Source organism: Herbaspirillum sp. LeCh32-8, from assembly GCF_017814915.1.
In the GTDB taxonomy this organism is placed as follows: Bacteria; Pseudomonadota; Gammaproteobacteria; order Burkholderiales; family Burkholderiaceae_D; genus Herbaspirillum.
Genome location: NZ_JAGIPZ010000012.1, coordinates 52,748 through 67,787 on the forward strand (window position 1 = coordinate 52,748; position 15,040 = coordinate 67,787).

At 64.9% G+C, this 15,040-nt stretch carries 17 protein-coding genes; 4 read left to right on the forward strand and 13 right to left on the reverse strand.

Going from position 1 to position 15,040, the window contains the following annotated elements; translation table 11 throughout:
- Positions 1-6 precede the first annotated feature (6 nt).
- Both livH and J8I26_RS18740 read right to left on the reverse strand, forming a co-directional pair.
- A complete protein-coding gene (livH, locus tag J8I26_RS18735) occupies positions 7-933 on the reverse strand; it encodes a high-affinity branched-chain amino acid ABC transporter permease LivH (RefSeq protein ID WP_209608620.1) in 927 nt (308 codons plus the stop codon).
- A gap of 101 nt (positions 934-1,034) precedes the next feature.
- Positions 1,035-2,156 carry a branched-chain amino acid ABC transporter substrate-binding protein gene (locus J8I26_RS18740; RefSeq protein WP_209608621.1) on the reverse strand — a complete coding sequence of 374 codons (1,122 nt, stop codon included), beginning with the start codon at positions 2,154-2,156 and terminating at the stop codon, positions 1,035-1,037.
- Between the two features lie 481 nt (positions 2,157-2,637).
- Here J8I26_RS18740 and J8I26_RS18745 point away from each other — a divergent pair, with 481 nt between their 5' ends.
- On the forward strand, positions 2,638-3,390 hold the full coding sequence (locus J8I26_RS18745; protein WP_245200414.1) for a phosphodiester glycosidase family protein: 753 nt from the start codon (positions 2,638-2,640) through the stop codon (positions 3,388-3,390).
- A gap of 521 nt (positions 3,391-3,911) precedes the next feature.
- Here J8I26_RS18745 and J8I26_RS18750 read toward each other — a convergent pair.
- On the reverse strand, positions 3,912-4,166 hold the full coding sequence (locus J8I26_RS18750; protein WP_209608623.1) for a hypothetical protein: 255 nt from the start codon (positions 4,164-4,166) through the stop codon (positions 3,912-3,914).
- A gap of 156 nt (positions 4,167-4,322) precedes the next feature.
- On the opposite strand from J8I26_RS18750, the gene J8I26_RS18755 reads away from it, so the two are divergent.
- From J8I26_RS18755 to J8I26_RS18765, 3 genes are all read left to right on the forward strand, one after another.
- A complete protein-coding gene (locus J8I26_RS18755) occupies positions 4,323-5,189 on the forward strand; it encodes a M15 family metallopeptidase (protein WP_209608624.1) in 867 nt (288 codons plus the stop codon).
- 188 nt (positions 5,190-5,377) lie between these two features.
- Positions 5,378-5,572: a hypothetical protein gene (locus J8I26_RS18760; RefSeq protein WP_209608625.1), complete on the forward strand. Its 195-nt coding sequence runs from the start codon at positions 5,378-5,380 to the stop codon at positions 5,570-5,572.
- Between the two features lie 156 nt (positions 5,573-5,728).
- Positions 5,729-6,199, forward strand: coding sequence for a GNAT family N-acetyltransferase (locus J8I26_RS18765; protein ID WP_209608626.1), 471 nt, complete (start codon positions 5,729-5,731; stop codon positions 6,197-6,199).
- A 7-nt stretch (positions 6,200-6,206) separates the two neighbouring features.
- On the opposite strand, the gene J8I26_RS18770 is transcribed toward J8I26_RS18765, so the two are convergent.
- The 10 genes from J8I26_RS18770 to ssuD all read right to left on the reverse strand — a co-directional run bounded on the left by J8I26_RS18770 (position 6,207) and on the right by ssuD (position 15,007).
- Positions 6,207-7,142, reverse strand: a complete 936-nt coding sequence (locus J8I26_RS18770; protein ID WP_209608627.1) for a CysB family HTH-type transcriptional regulator — start codon at positions 7,140-7,142, stop codon at positions 6,207-6,209.
- Positions 7,139-8,227, reverse strand: coding sequence for a sulfate ABC transporter ATP-binding protein (locus tag J8I26_RS18775; protein ID WP_209608628.1), 1,089 nt, complete (start codon positions 8,225-8,227; stop codon positions 7,139-7,141). Before J8I26_RS18775 ends, J8I26_RS18770 begins: the two co-directional genes overlap by 4 nt.
- A gap of 12 nt (positions 8,228-8,239) precedes the next feature.
- Positions 8,240-9,130 (reverse strand): sulfate ABC transporter permease subunit CysW, encoded by an 891-nt coding sequence (gene cysW, locus J8I26_RS18780; protein ID WP_209608629.1) that lies wholly within the window; start codon positions 9,128-9,130, stop codon positions 8,240-8,242.
- A gap of 1 nt (position 9,131) precedes the next feature.
- Complete coding sequence (gene cysT / locus J8I26_RS18785; RefSeq protein WP_209608630.1) at positions 9,132-10,022, reverse strand: sulfate ABC transporter permease subunit CysT; 891 nt, start codon at positions 10,020-10,022, stop codon at positions 9,132-9,134.
- 162 nt (positions 10,023-10,184) lie between these two features.
- Positions 10,185-10,781, reverse strand: coding sequence for an alpha/beta hydrolase (locus J8I26_RS18790; RefSeq protein WP_209608631.1), 597 nt, complete (start codon positions 10,779-10,781; stop codon positions 10,185-10,187).
- Between the two features lie 67 nt (positions 10,782-10,848).
- Entirely contained in the window at positions 10,849-11,691 is an 843-nt protein-coding gene (locus tag J8I26_RS18795; RefSeq protein WP_209608632.1) for an EAL domain-containing protein, read from the reverse strand.
- A gap of 126 nt (positions 11,692-11,817) precedes the next feature.
- Positions 11,818-12,033 carry a TOBE domain-containing protein gene (locus J8I26_RS18800; RefSeq protein WP_006464491.1) on the reverse strand — a complete coding sequence of 72 codons (216 nt, stop codon included), beginning with the start codon at positions 12,031-12,033 and terminating at the stop codon, positions 11,818-11,820.
- A 79-nt stretch (positions 12,034-12,112) separates the two neighbouring features.
- Positions 12,113-12,955: an ATP-binding cassette domain-containing protein gene (locus J8I26_RS18805; protein ID WP_209608633.1), complete on the reverse strand. Its 843-nt coding sequence runs from the start codon at positions 12,953-12,955 to the stop codon at positions 12,113-12,115.
- A 32-nt stretch (positions 12,956-12,987) separates the two neighbouring features.
- A complete protein-coding gene (gene ssuC / locus J8I26_RS18810) occupies positions 12,988-13,833 on the reverse strand; it encodes an aliphatic sulfonate ABC transporter permease SsuC (RefSeq protein ID WP_209608634.1) in 846 nt (281 codons plus the stop codon).
- 7 nt (positions 13,834-13,840) lie between these two features.
- A complete protein-coding gene (gene ssuD, locus J8I26_RS18815; protein ID WP_209608635.1) occupies positions 13,841-15,007 on the reverse strand; it encodes an FMNH2-dependent alkanesulfonate monooxygenase in 1,167 nt (388 codons plus the stop codon).
- Positions 15,008-15,040: the final 33 nt, after the last annotated feature.

The window sequence follows — 15,040 nt, forward strand, 5'->3', positions numbered from 1 at the left end:
GCGACGTCAGACCTTCTCGACGTCAGGCTTGCCCAAGAGGCCGGTCGGACGGAACAGCAGGATCAGCACCAGCAGGCCGAAGGACACCACGTCCTTGTACTCCGACGGCAGGTAGCCTGCGGCGAAGGTTTCGGCCAGGCCCAGCAGCACGCCGCCCAGCATCGCGCCGGGAATGCTGCCGATGCCGCCCAGCACCGCCGCGGTGAAGGCCTTGATGCCGGCGATGAAGCCGATATACGGGTTCAGCTTGCCGATGGTCAGCGCGATCAGCACGCCGCCCACCGCCGCCAGCATCGCGCCCAGCACGAAGGTGAAGGAAATCACGCGGTTGGTGTCGATACCCAGCAGGTTGGCCATGCCCATGTCTTCTGCGCAGGCGCGGCAGGCGCGGCCCATGCGCGAACGCGCGATGAACAGCGTGAGCGCCACCATCAGCAGCAGCGTGACGCCGACGATGACCATGCGCGAGTACGGCACGGTAACGGTGAAGTCGCCGCCCATGGTGAACTCGAGCGCGCCCGAGATCAGCACCGGCACCGACATGTCGCGCGCGCCCTGGCCGATCTGGACGTAGTTCTGCAGGAAGATGGACATGCCGATGGCCGAGATCAGCGGCACCAGGCGCGGCCCGCCGCGCAAGGGCCGGTAGGCCACCCGTTCGACGGTCCAGCCGTACAGGCCGGTCACCAGCACGGACACCACCAGCGCGCCGCCCAGCAGCAGCGGCAAGGGATAACCGGACTGCACGCCGATCGCGGTCAGGGTGACCAGGCCGACGTAGGAGGCGATCATGTAAATCTCGCCGTGGGCAAAGTTGATCATGCCGATGATGCCGTAGACCATCGTGTAACCGATGGCGATCAACGCATAGATCGCGCCCAGCGAGAGCCCGTTGACGAGCTGCTGGGTCAGTTGTGGGAGCAATTCATTCATAGGAGGGGAACGACTAAATGTGGAAATGCCCCATTCGTACAGCAATGGGGCATTTCGTGGGTTGACGTCAGGTCAGACGATCGCGCCACCGAGAGCGCTAATTACTTGGCCTCGGTCTTGGTGGCATCCTTGTGCCAGGTGAAGACCACGAACTTGAAGGCCTTCAGGTCGCCCTTCTTGTCGTATTCGACGTTGCCGATCGGGGTCTTGAAGCTGTTGGCGTGGATGTACGCGGCAACCTTGTCCGGATCGGTGGACTTGGAACCGGCAATCGCGTCGGCAATGATCTTCACGCCCGAGTAGGCAGGCATCTGGAACGGACCGTTCGGGTCACGCTTCTGCGCCTGGAAAGCCTTCACCAGAGCAGCGTTGGCCGGGTCGGCGGCGAAGTCGGCCGGCAGCGTCACCAGCATGCCTTCCGAAGCGGGGCCGGCGATGGCGGTGATGTCCTTGTTGCCCACGCCTTCAGGACCCATGAACACGGCCTTGACGCCCTGCTCGCGCGCCTGGCGCATGATCAGGCCCATTTCCGGGTGGTAGCCGCCGAAGTAGACGAAGTCCACGCCCTGCGACTTCAGCTTGGTGACGATGGCGGAGTAGTCGCTGTCGCCGGCGTTGATGCCTTCAAACACCACGACCGGCACCTTGGCCGCGTCCAGCGCCGACTTCACCGAGGAAGCCACGCCCTGGCCGTACGACTGCTTATCGTGCAGTACCGCGACCTTCTTGGGCTTCAACTTCTCGATCACGTAACGGGCAGCGGCAGGACCTTGCTGGTCGTCGCGGCCGATGGTGCGGAAGATGTATTTGTGCGGCTTGGCTTCGGTCAGCTGGGGAGCGGTCGCCGACGGGGTGATCATCACCACGCCTTCGTTTTCATAGATGTCGGAAGCCGGAATGGTGGAACCCGAGCACACGTGACCGATCACGTACTTGATGCCCTGGCTGACGATCTTGTTGGCCACTGCCACGGCTTGCTTCGGCTCGCAGGCGTCGTCCATCAGCACGACTTCGAACTTGTTGCCATTGGCGCCGCCGGCGGCGTTGATCTGCTCCACGGCGGTCAGCGCACCGGCCTTGACCATATCGCCATACTGGGCGACGGCGCCGGTCATCGGGCCGGCGATCGCGATCTTGACGGTTTCGGCGTGTGCGGCGCCCGCGAAGGCGGCAACTGCGGCGGTGGCCAGAGCGATCTTGGTCAGACGGATTGCGGATTTCATTGACGTTTCCTCCAGGGTGTATTCGTTTCAAAGAACGCCGGAGCGGGGTGAAACGCCCGGCGCACATTGGGCTCCGGTTCTCTGGCCCCGATTATTTTCGGGTCCGGCCGGCGCATGGGGGCAGAGTGTAACACCACCGTCATACTCAACAACTTTTTTTTGGAAAAACGGCAAACCTCGTCATTTCCGCCCCATCAGGTTTGATTTTCCGCACATTTTTTGCTGTTTTTCTTCTGATTTGAAAATTTCATGCTGATTCGCACTGCACAAATCGCGCGCCATTATCGCCTCGCGGGAACGCCCGCCGCAAACGGCTTTGCGCCGCACGGCACACCCAGCTGGCAAAGCTGCGCGCCTGCCATTTACAATAGGCGCCCGCCCCGCTCTGCAGATGTCCTTCCGAGCGTGCCGGCGCAGAAATGAGTCCCGACAAAAGAAGATGCGTATTTTATCCACGCTGCTGCGCCCTCTACTGGCCCCCATGCTCGTCGCCGGCGCCCTGCTCCCCGCGATGACGCTCAACGCCATCCCCGCCCACGCCGTGGAGATGAAGCAATACCAGTACCGCCAGACCTTCATCAGCACCTGCCGCGCAGATCCGCGCGCCGACGCCATCCGCACTTACTGGAAGGATCCCAACGGCAATCCGCTGGCCACCTTCGTGCGGCTCGACGCCATGCTGCGCGGCCAGGGCCAGGAGCTGCTGTGCGCCACCAATGCCGGCATCTACGACAAACAACTGCAGCCCCTGGGCCTGTACGTGGAAGGCGGCAACGTCCTGCGCAAGCTCAATACGCGGCAGAACGCCTACGGCAACTTCTACATGCAACCCAACGGGGTGTTCGTGCTCAGCGAGCACAATGCCTACATCGTGGAAACCTCGGACTACGCCGCCGAGACCGGCCTGTGGAGCAGCACCGTGCGCTATGCCACGCAATCCGGCCCGCTGATGATCGTCAATGGCAAGATCAACAAGCGCTTCGACCCGGACTCGCTCAATGTCGTCGTACGCAACGCCGTTTGCCTCGACGCCGCCGGCATGGTGACGCTGGCCATCGCCCGCAACCCGATCAGCTTCTATGATTTCGCCGTGTTCCTGCGCGACGAAATCAAATGCACCGACGCGCTCTATCTCGACGGCAGCATCTCGCGCATGTATCCCACTCTGGAAGCAAACATCGGCCCGGCCTTCGGCGCCATGATCGCGATCGTGCGACCGGCGGCGGCCAAATGAGTCGTTGATTTGCTATTGGAATTGCCGCGCTCGATCTGCCCTGCCTTCTGATCATCGTCCAAAGGCGGTCGCCTGCTCTCTTGAAACGTGAACGGCCGAGCGTCGCCATGGCCGCCAAACCGCTCAACCGTCGCAGAATAAAAAAAGCCCGCAGCCAATAAACCGCGGGCAAGTTCCCTATCAAGAGGGAGGTTGAAGGAACAGTTCAACCACCTGTAGGAGTCAGCCGCCGGAAAAAAAGTTCGGTGATATTTCAACATCGTCTCGAAGGTTATGCGCCTGCGCCCGTCAGCGCGCCGTGACTTTCCCGCTCGCGCTGCCGACGCACAAAAGAAAACGCCGCAACGGTTGCCCGTCGCGGCGTGTGCAGTGCTGTTCCCACTGCGGGATTGCTGTGCGGCTTTGGCCGTTCTTCTGTGATGTTTATTATTTAAAACGGCTGGCTTACTACGAATGCTTACTTCTTCTCGCCGCCGGCGGTGTCGCCCGAAGCCGGCGGAGTGGCCGGGGTCGCCGAAGAGTCAGCCGGCGGTGCGGCCGAAGGCGCAGCCGGAGCGGCAGTCGAGCTGCCCGAATCGGTCGGAGCCGGCGTTGCCGGAGCTGCCGACGGTGCGGCCGGGGAGCTTGCCGGCGGCGTAGCGGCCGGAGTAGCGGGCGCTTCGTCGCGCTTGTTGCAGCCTGCGAGAACAGCGGTGAAAACGGCAGCGGCTAAGAGTGTGTGGCGAATCAGCATGTTTTGCCTCCAAAGGTTGTTGATCGGATTTGCCGAAGTTCATAGGTTTGCCGAAGTTCGACTACTTCTGATGCCAAATTATTCCCGTTTCAGCTGCCCGGGACTGTCAGAAAACGACGCATATTCATGTCAGCCATCCGAGGAAACATTGCTTCTACAACAACTCCATTTGGACCAAAAAGCCGTATCATCGCGGGCTATGACTCCTATCGCCGCCCGCCCCTCGCGCTCCGTGCGCCTGATGTATTCCCTGTCTGCCGCGGCCTTGCTGGCCGCCGTCTCGCTGGCGTCAACGGCGCACGCGGGCATCGTGCCGGTTTCTGCGGCGCAGTGCGCGCAAATGAAGGCGCGCAAGGTGATCACTCCCGCCAATCCGGTGCCTTGCTCGCGACTGGCGACGGTCAGTTTTGATTACACCGACTTCGACGGCGCCGTGCGCAACGGCTCGGTGGTGGTGCTCGACGCGGTGGCGCCGCAGGTGGAGTCGCTGTTCGGCGAGCTGCTGCTGCGCTCGGTGCCGATCGCCGGCGCCCAGCCGCTTGAGCATTTCGACGGCGACGACGAGAAGTCCATGGCGGCCAACAATACCTCCGCCTTCAATGGCCGCCCGATGACCGGCGGCGGCGGCTGGTCCAAGCATGCCTACGGCGCGGCGATCGATATCAATCCGCTGCAGAACCCTTACGTGACCAAGGCCGGCACCGCGCAGCAGGAAGTGCTGCCGCCGGCGTCGGCGGCCCAGTACGTGCAGCGCGCGCCGGTGCAGGCCGGCATGGCCGAGGACGTGGTGGGTGCGTTCTACGACCACGGTTTCCTGATCTGGGGCGGCAACTGGAAGCAGCCGATCGACTACCAGCACTTCGAGATCGGCAGCCGCGAGTTCATCCGCAAGCTGGCCACACTACCCAAACCTGAGGCGCGCGCCGAGTTCGAACGCTACGTGGCGCGCTACCGCAGCTGCGCGCACAAGAACGAAGAGGCCCATGCACCGGCTGCCGACAGCGACGACGACGCGCCGGAAGACACCTCCCTGCGCGACAGTTGCGCCGCGCGCTTGCGCCGCTAGATGACAGGCGGCACTGCAGGCGCAGCGGGCGCATGTCACGCGCGCGTCATCCTGCGGCGGTCGGCGTAAAGACCTGTAAGTTTGGGTTAAAAAGCACGGTCAGCACGTCACGCCCGCCTATACTTCCCCGGCAATATCAGTCTGGGCCTTGCTGCCCGGTGGCACACGCTTTCATGAGGATGAACACCATGGCGATCAACTCCGTCTCTACCAGCCACAACGCAGCTGCGCATGCGCACGCGCAGCCGGCCAAGAAATCGAATGTGAACTTCAGCGACCTGATGAACGCCGGCATGGCTGCTCAACCGCAGGCCGTCACACCGGCGCAGGCCACCGGCACCGCGTCGACCTCGACGTCGACGGCGACCACCAGCAAGATCTAAGACGCAACGCGCGACCTGCCCGCGCCCGGACCACGAAATCGAAAAAAAAGCCCGCAGCGTTCGCACGCTGCGGGCTTTTTCATGTCCTCATCCACGATCCCGCATCTGCATGCCGGGCCGTCTGGCTATACTGTGTGCTCCACAGGGAGGATGCGCATGAACCGGCATGAAGGCGAAGTCATCATCAGGACAGCGACGCGGGAGGATTTCCCGCAATGGAAGGTGCTTTGGGACGACTACAACGCCTTTTACGGACGCCAAGGCCCCACCGCCCTGCCGCTGGAGATCACCCAAGCCACCTGGGCGCGTATCCACGATGCCGGCGAGCCGGTGCATGCACTGGTGGCCGAGCGCGCCGGCCGGCTGCTGGGCATCGCCCATTACCTCTACCACCGCAATACCATCCTGATCGGGCCGGCCTGCTACCTGCAGGATCTGTACACCGCCGAAGCCGCCCGCGGCCAAGGCGTGGGCCGCGCGCTGATCGAGGAGCTGTACCGGCGAGCCGCCGCCGACGGCGCCGAGCGGGTCTACTGGCACACCCATCACACCAACGCCGCCGCGCGTCGCCTGTACGACACGATGGCGGCGGACTCCGGCTTTATCGTCTATCGCAAGTCACTGTAGCGAGCAATTAGTGCTGCGCGTTGGCCTCGTTCAAGGCATTGACGATGTCGGCGCGCTTCAGGTCGGGTGCGAACTGAAGGATGAAGTCATAGGCGTAGCCGCGCAGGTAGGCGCCGCGGCGCACGGCCAGGCGAGCGATGTTGGGCTTGAACAGGTGGGCGGCATTGATGGCCACCAGATCCTGGTGCTTGCCCTGATCCACCGCCATCGAGGCCACCAGGCCCACGCCCATGCCCAGCGCTACGTACTGCTGGATCACGTCGGAATCCATCGCGGTGAGCACGATATCGGGTTCGATGCCGGCCTGGCGGAAGGCCTCGTCGATATGACCGCGGCCGGTGAAGCCGACGTCATAGGTGATCAGCGGCCAGGTCGCCAGGTCCTCCAGGCTGACCTGCTCCAACCCTAGCAACGGATGTCCTTGCGGAACCACCAGCACGTGGCTCCAGGTATAACAGGGGAAAGACACCAGCTCCTTGAACTGCGACAGGCCCTCGGTGGCGATGCCGATGTCGGCCTTGCCCGAGATCACCCATTCGGCGATGTGTTCCGGCGCGCTCTGCTGCAGGGCGATGCGCACCTGCGGGAAGGCGTCGCGAAACGCCTGCACCACGCGCGGCAGCACGTAGCGCGCCTGCGTGTGGGTGGTGGCGATCGAGAGCGTGCCGCTCTGCTCGCCGGAGTATTCCTTGCTGGCGCGGCGCAGGTTCTCGGCCTCCAGCAGCAGGCGCTCGACGATGCCGAGGATGCCCTTGCCGGGCTCGGTCAGGCCGGTCAGGCGCTTGCCGTTGCGCTCGAAGATTTCCACGCCCAGCTCTTCTTCGAGCTCGCGGATCTGGCGCGACACGCCGGGCTGCGAGGTGAAGAGCACATTGGCCACTTCGGTCAGGTTGAAGCCGCAGCGCGCGGCTTCGCGGATGGAACGCAGTTGCTGGAAGTTCATCGCGCGTCCCCTTCTTCACGGGCGGCCTGATCGGCGAACACCCGCAGGCGACGCGGCTTGACCACCAGGGTTTCGCCGTTCTTCAGGTTCAGCTGGGCAAAACGTTCGTTGGGGATCACGGCTTCGATCCGTTGTTCGTTGTCGTCACGCTCCAGCTCCAGCTGGGCCAAAGGACCGATGGCGTGCGAGCGCTTCAGTTGCACCACGATGCCTTCGGCGCCGGGCGAGTAGCGCTCCACGTCCAGCTCGTGCGGACGCACGAAGCCGATGCCGGCCGCGTCCTGCGCGTCGCCGTGGCCGGGCGCGTCGAAACGCGCGCCGCCGGCGTCCAGCACGCCTTCATGCAGGCGGCCATGGAACAGGTTGACGTTGCCGAGGAAGCCGTAGACGAACGGCGACGCCGGCTGGTTGTAAACCTCTTGCGGCGAGCCGATCTGCTCCACTTTTCCTTTGTTCATCAGCACCACCTGATCCGCCACTTCCAGCGCTTCTTCCTGGTCGTGGGTGACGAAGATGCTGGTCACATGCAGCTCGTCATGCAAACGACGCAGCCAGCGGCGCAGCTCCTTGCGCACCTTGGCGTCGAGCGCGCCGAAGGGCTCGTCCAGCAGCAGCACGCGCGGCTCCACCGCCAGCGCGCGCGCCAGGGCGATACGCTGGCGCTGGCCGCCGGAGAGTTGCGGCGGATAACGATCGGCCAGCCAGTCCAGCTGCACCAGCTCCAGCAGGCTCCTGACCTTCTCGCGGATCACCGCTTCCGAGGGGCGCTGGCTGCGTGGCTTCACGCGCAGGCCGAAGGCGATGTTGTCGAACACGGTCATGTGCTTGAACAACGCGTAGTGCTGGAACACGAAACCGACCTGGCGCTCGCGCACGTGGCGCGCCGAGGCGTCGTCCCCGTCCAGCAGCACCTGGCCGGAGTCCGGCGATTCGAGGCCGGCAATGATGCGCAGCAGCGTGGTCTTGCCGCAACCCGACGGGCCCAGCAGCGCAGTCAGCTCGCCTGCCGGGAAGTCCAGCGAGACGTTGTCCAGCGCGGTGAAGTTGCCGAAGCGCTTGTTGATGTGTTTGACTTCGATGCTCATGTGCGACTCCCTTTATTCGCTCTCGGAGACGGTCAGCTGCTTGTGCAGCCGCCACTCGATGACGCTCTTGATCGCCAGCGTCACCAGCGCCAGGAAGGCCAGCAGGGACGCCACGGCGAAGGCGCCGGTGATGTTGAATTCGTTGTAGAGGATCTCGACCTGCAGCGGGATGGTGTTGGTCTCGCCGCGAATGTGGCCGGACACCACCGACACTGCACCGAACTCGCCCATGGCGCGGGCGTTGCACAGGATCACGCCGTACAGCAGGCCCCACTTGATGTTGGGCAGGGTCACGTGCCAGAAGGTGCGCCAGCCGGAGGCGCCCAGCACCAGCGCGGCTTCTTCCTCCTCGCTGCCTTGCGACTGCATCAGCGGGATCAGCTCGCGCGCCACGAACGGGAATGTCACGAACACGGTGGCCAGCACGATGCCCGGCACGGCGAACAGGATCTTGATGTCATGCTCGCGCAGCCACGGGCCGAAGTAACCCTGCAGGCCGAACAGCAGCACGTAGATCAAGCCCGAGATCACCGGCGAGACCGAGAATGGCAGGTCGATCAGCGTCAGCAGCAAGTTCTTGCCGCGGAACTCGAACTTGGCGATGGCCCAGGCCGCCGCCACGCCGAACACCAGATTCAGCGGCACGGCGATGGCCGCAGTCAGCAACGTCAACTTGATGGCGGACCAGGCGTCTGGCTCGGTGATCGAGGCCACGTAGACATCCCAGCCCTTCTTCAGCGCCTCGTAGAACACCGCCACCAGCGGCACGAACAGGAACAGCGTGAGGAAAGCCAGCGCGACGCCCACCAGCGCCACGCGCACCCACAAGGGTTCCAGCGTGGCGGACGGTGTCAGCGGCGGTTCGCCGCGGCCGTTGAAAGTACTTGTCGGTGCGCCGCTCATGTCAGGTTCTTTCCGCCCGGCCGCGCTTGCGGGTCCAGGCTTGCAGCAGGTTGATCGTCAGCAGCAACAGGAAGGACACGACCAGCATCACCGTGGCAATCGCGGTGGCGCCAGCGTAGTCGTATTGCTCCAGCTTGGTCACGATGAACAGCGGCGTGATCTCGGAGACCATCGGCATGTTGCCCGCGATGAAGACCACCGAGCCGTACTCACCGGCGGCGCGCGCGAAGGACAGCGCGAAACCGGTCAGCAGCGCCGGTAGCACGGTCGGGAAGATCACATAGGTGAAGGTCTGCCAGCGGCTGGCGCCGAGGCTGGCGGCAGCCTCTTCCAGCTCGCGCTCGGCGTCTTCCAGCACCGGCTGCACGGTGCGCACCACGAACGGTAAGCCGATGAAGGTCAGCGCCACCAGCACGCCCAGCGGGGTGAAGGCGACCTTGATGCCGACCTTGGCCAGCAGGCTGCCGATCCAGCCGTTCTGCGAATACAGGGTGGTCAACGCGATGCCGGCCACCGCGGTGGGCAAGGCGAACGGCAGGTCGACCAAGGCGTCGACGATGCGTTTGCCGGGAAAGCGGTAACGCACCAGCACCCAGGCCACGATGCCGCCGAAGACCACATTGATCAGCGCGCCGATCAGCGCGGCGCCAAAGGTCAACCGATAGGAGGCCATCACGCGCGGCGAGGTCACCGCGTCGACGAAGCCGTCCCAGGTCAGGGTGAAGGTCTTGAGAAACAGCGCCGACAGCGGGATCAGCACGATCAGCGCGAGATAGAAGATGGTGAACCCGAGCGACAGCCCGAAACCGGGCAGCACGCGCTTGCCGCGTCCGGCGCTTTGGGCCGGACCGACGGCCTGCGGGGCCACGATCGATACAGTTGATGCGGACATGGAAGCGTTCTCTTTTTATTACAAATGCGACTATAGGTGACCGATATTCGCATCCGTTAGTTATAAAGAGAACGAAGTTTTTTGCATTCCTTTAGACGAAAACCGAATATGGATACCCGGATCGGGTGAAGATTTCTTCGTGGAAAATTACCTTAACGGCAATCAAACCGGGCCGTCTGCGCGCTCCAGCAAGCCCAGCAGCAGGCGCTGGCCGTCGATCCAGTCGCCCAGGCCGGAGTCGGCGTTGATATGCCCCAATGCGCCGGCGCCGAGGAAATCCGCGCCCCAAGTAGCGGCCCATTGGCGGGCGCGCGGCGCGCTCATCCACGGGTCGTCCTCGCTGCCCACCACCAGCGCCGGAAACGGCAGGCGGTGGCTGACCCCGGCGGCGACGCCGAACTTCTCCGGATCGGCCGGGGCCACCAGCAAAGCAGCGGCGATGGGGGCGGCAGCGCCGGACTGCGCCTGCAAGGCGGCGGCGCGATGCACCGTGGTCAAACAACCGAAACTATGGGCCACGATCACGGTAGGTCGCGCCTGTTGCGCCAACACCTCGCCCAGGCGCTGCGACCAGCGCGGCAGGTCGGCCTGGCTCCAGTCCGCCTGCTCGACCCGTTCGAAGGCGGGATAGAGGCGCTGCCAGCGCGATTGCCAATGTTCCGGCCCGCTGCCGTGCAAACCCGGCGCAACCAGCACGCGATAAGCCGAAAGGCGCGACGAAGGCGCGGCGGCGACGGGATGCAGAGAAGGCTGGTTCATGGTGTCCTCGCTAGTCGACTGAGTAAGCAGGCAGATCGGCGTCGGGCAAGGCCGAGGCCAGGCTGCCTCAGGCGGCCTGCTGCCCTGCGCTGCCCCGACGCAGCTGCGCACCCGGGGTATCCCACAGGTAACCCTGGGCGTGGATGGGCTGGGCCAGCGCGCTGCCGTATTGTTCGAGCTTGTCGAAGACCTCGCGGTTCTCGACGCGCTTGAAGAAGATGCGTACACCCTGCTCCGCCGCGCGCAGCAGAAGCAGCGCCACGCTGTCCGGATCGGCCAGCTCGCGGGCGTCGACCTTGATCAGGTCGGGCTTGACCTTGTCCAGCAGCCCCAGCGCCTCCAGCGGGCTGTTGGCCGAGACGCCCAGGCGGAAGCCGTTGCGGCGGTAATTGTCCAGCACGTAATTGAGCAACCAGCGCTGGTTGGGGGTGACCACCGGCAGCTGCAGCACGATGCGCTCGTGCGGCAGCTCCAGCGCCGAGAGGATGCGGCGATACGCCACGCCGTGGTTGTTGTTGACCGCCGCCAGCAGGCGCGCGTGCACCGAGAGATGCAGCTCCGGCGCGGGATCGCCTGCGGCGTCGGCCTGGCGGTAGTAATTGATGGCGTGCAGCATGCGGCACAGCCGGTCCAGTTCGACCGACTCGTCATCGCTGGCGGCCTGGTCCAGCAGCTTCCAGAGGTGCAGGCCGTCGTCGATCTCGGAATAGCTGCGGGCAAACGCCTCCCAGGCGATCACCTCGCCGTCGCCGAAGCTGCGCACGGCCTGGAAGGCCGAGGTCAGCGAAGTATTGAAGAAGCGCCCGACCGCCCGGCCCTGATCATCCAGCCAGACCTTCGATGAGGTTCCGGCATTGCCCGCGTTGCCGTTGAGACGCTGCAGATATGCGTCCAGTGCCTGATAAGCCATCCGGCCTGCTCCATGAAAAAGATGCGCCGCTCCGATGACGGAGCGGCATTCGACTGCGCAGCAGATCACCTGCGGCATGCAGCGACGCTGCCGCCGGCTGTCACGCCGTGTCGGGTGTTGCGGTGATTACAGCTTGGCGATCGAGACCTCGGTCGCCTTCACCAGTGCCACCACTTCGCTGCCGATGGTCAGGCCCAGGTCCTTGACCGAGCGGGTGGTGATCACCGAGGTGACGATGCCGGCCGGCGTTTCGACATCGACTTCGGAGACGACCGAACCTTCGATGATGGCCTTCACTTTGCCCTTGAACTGGTTACGTACGTTGATTGCCTGGATGGTCATGCTCTGCTCCTTGGTGGATGGGCGGCGGCGACACCTGTCGCGCCGCAATGGTTGAAATGAGATTGCAACGACGGACGGCTTACACCGCCCACTGCACCTGCTGCACGCCACGCGGCGTGAACAGCTGCGAATGCTCTTCGATGTCCGGCTGCTCGCTGCCGGGATGGCGCAGCACGCGCGCCAGGATCGCTTCTTCCAGCAAGGCGAACTGCGCCTGGCCGCGCGAACGCGGACGCGCCAGATCGATACGTTGGTCCAGCGCGATATGGCCGTCTTCGATCAGCAGCACGCGGTCGGCCAGCGCAATGGCTTCCTGCACGTCGTGCGTGACCAGCAAGGCGGTGAAGCCGCGCTCCTGCCACAGCGATTCGATCAGTTCCTGCATCTCGATGCGGGTCAGCGCATCCAACGCGCCCAGCGGCTCGTCCAGCAACAGCAATTGCGGGTCGTGCACCAAGGCGCGCGCCAACGCCACACGCTGGCGCTGGCCGCCCGAGAGCACCGCCGGCCATTCGCCGGCGCGCTGATCGAGGCCGACGTGGCGCAGTGCCTGCAAGGCTTGCGGTGCCGCCTGTCTGGGCAGGCCGAGGGCAACGTTGGCCTGCACGCGTTTCCACGGCAGCAGGCGCGAATCCTGGAACATGATGCGGATCTCGGGATCGGCCACCGGCTGCGCGTTCTGCTCGTAAATCACCGCGCCTTCGGTGGCGCCGTCCAGCTGCGCCACCAGGCGCAACAAGGTGCTCTTGCCGCAGCCGCTGCGGCCGACGATGGCGACGAACTCACCCGGCTCGATCTCAAGGTCGATGCCATGCAAGACCTCGCGCCCGGCGAAGGACTTGGACAAAGCCTGCAGTCGGATGCCGACGCCGCGGCCCGCGGCGCGGCCCAGTTGGCGGTTCTCTTGTGCGTCGATGCGCATGGGGTTCTCCAGATTCGGTCGGGTGGCGCGGTTCATTGATAGCCGGGGTGCCAGCGCAGCCAGAAGCGTTCCAGCGCGCGCGCCGCGGTGTCGGCCAGCTTGCCCAGCAAGGCGTAGAGCAGGATGCCCACCAGCACCACGTCGGTCTGGAGGAATTCGCGGGCGTTCATGGTCATGTAGCCGATACCGGCCTGCGCCGAAATGGTCTCGGCCACGATCAGCAGCACCCACACCAGCCCCAGCGCAAAGCGCAGGCCCACCAGGATGGACGGCAAGGCGCCCGGCAGGATGACGTCGCGGTACAGCGCCCAGCCGGACAGGCCGTAGCTCCTGGCCATCTCGATCAAGCCTTTGTCGACCGAGCGGATGCCGTGGAAGGTATTCAGGTAGACCGGGAAGAACACGCCCACCGACACCAGGAACAGCTTGGCGGTCTCGTCGATGCCGAACCACAGGATCACCAGCGGAATCAGCGCCAGCGCCGGAATGTTGCGCACCATCTGCAGCGTGGTGTCGAGCAGCAGCTCGGCTGAACGCAGGCTGCCCGAGAGCAGACCGAGGATCAGGCCGAGGCCGGCGCCGACAGCAAAGCCGGACGCGGCGCGGCCGCTGGACACGGCCAGATGTCGCCACAGCTCGCCGGAGGCCGACAGGTTCCACACCGCTTTCAGGACCGCCCATGGCTCGGGCAAGATGCGGCTGGAGAGCCAGCCCGCCTGGGCGGCGATTTCCCACCAGGCCACCAGCGCCAGCGGCAGGATCCAGCCGACCCAGCCATGCCCTCGCGTGCTGCGGCCGGCGGCGGACTTCCTGGCTTTGCCTGCGATGGCCGGCACGCCCGCGGCGTCGACCGGAGGATTGGATGTGGCAGTGGTCATGATGGCCTCAGCTTGCCGACACGCGCACCGGCGCGGCCTTGGGGATTTCGGTATTGCCGACGATCTCGCCGGCCGGACCCGCCAGCTTGTGCGCTGCGGGCGTCTCTTGCTGCGTGCGCGGCAACAGCGGGAACACCAGCTCGGCAAAGCGGTAGGACTCTTCCAGGTGCGGATAGCCGGACAGGATGAAGGTGTCGATGCCCAGCGCGGCGTATTCCTTGATGCGCGCGGCCACGGTCTCGCCGTCGCCCACCAGCGCGGTGCCGGCGCCGCCGCGCACCAGGCCGACACCGGCCCAGAGGTTGGGGCTGACTTCCAGCTTGTCGCGACGGCCGCCGTGCAGGGCGGCCATGCGGCGCTGGCCTTCGGAATCCATGCGGGCGAAGTTGGCCTGGGCCTTGGCGATGGTATCGTCGTCGAGGCGGCTGATCAGTTCATCAGCGGCGCGCCAGGCGGCTTCGTTGGTGTCGCGCACGATCACGTGCAGGCGGATGCCGAAGCGCAGCTTGCGGCCGGCTTTCTCGGCGCGCTCGCGCACGCGGGCGATTTTCTCGGCCACGGCGGCAGGCGGTTCGCCCCAGGTCAGGTAGACGTCGACCTGCTCGGCGGCAAGGTCGATCGCTTCATCCGAGGAACCGCCGAAATACAGCGGCGGATACGGCGCCTGCACCGGCGGGTACAGCGCCTTGGCGCCCTTCACGCTCAGGTGCTTGCCGGCGAAGTTGGTCTCGCCGCCGGTGTGGGTCTTGGCCAGCACGTCGCGCCAGATCTTGAGGAATTCGTCGGAGATTTCATAACGCTCGGCATGGGTGCCGAACAGGCCGTCGCTCTCCTGCTCCACCGGGTCGCCGCCGGTGACGACGTTGATCAGCAGACGGCCGTTGGAGAGGCGATCGAAGGTGGCGGCCATGCGTGCCGACAGTGTCGGCGCGGTCAGGCCGGGGCGCACCGCGACCAGGAATTTCAGACGTTTGGTCGCATCGATCAGGCTGGCTGCGGCCACCCAGGCGTCCTCGCAGGAGCGTCCGGTGGGCAGCAGCACACCGTCGTAGCCCAAGGTATCGGCAGCCACGGCGACCTGCTTCATGTAGTCATGCGTAACCGCGCGCGCGCCCTCGGAGGTGCCGAGGTAGCGGCTGTCGCCGTGGGTGGGGATAAACCAGAAAACGTTCATGCCGGGCTCCTGTGATTCCAGTGGTTCCTGTGC